Origin of the sequence: Vibrio sp. 10N.222.49.C9 (assembly GCF_041474985.1) — a bacterium.
GTDB lineage: Bacteria > Pseudomonadota > Gammaproteobacteria > Enterobacterales > Vibrionaceae > Vibrio > Vibrio crassostreae_C.
Genome location: NZ_JBFRVD010001489.1, coordinates 1 through 333 on the forward strand (window position 1 = coordinate 1; position 333 = coordinate 333).

The following is a 333-nucleotide window of genomic DNA, read 5'->3' on the forward strand; positions in this document are numbered from 1 at the left end:
TTAATAAGATGAGCGACCACTGTAAGGATTGCCATTATGACGTAAAGAACAAAGTGGGAGAGCGAGCCTGTCCGCTGAACAGTTTGTACTGGCGCTTCATGAATAAACACAGAGAAAAATTGTCGCAAAACCCGCGTACGCGCATGATTTTCAGTGCCTGGGAGCGGATGGATGATGAGCTAAAACAGCAAACCCTGCAGCAGGCTGAAGTCTACCTTAATCAACTTGAGGACCTGTAAATTTGATGAGTGATCCTATGCCAATCTCGCAGTTATTCTCCCAACTTGAGGCGCATTATGGACGCTTTGTATGGTGGCCAGAACCCGATCCCTA

1 pseudogene is annotated in these 333 nt (G+C 46.8%); it reads left to right on the forward strand.

The features are described from left to right. Positions 1-239 (forward strand): annotated as a pseudogene (locus AB4585_RS28890) (cryptochrome/photolyase family protein); the annotation flags it as partial. Positions 240-333 lie beyond the last annotated feature (94 nt).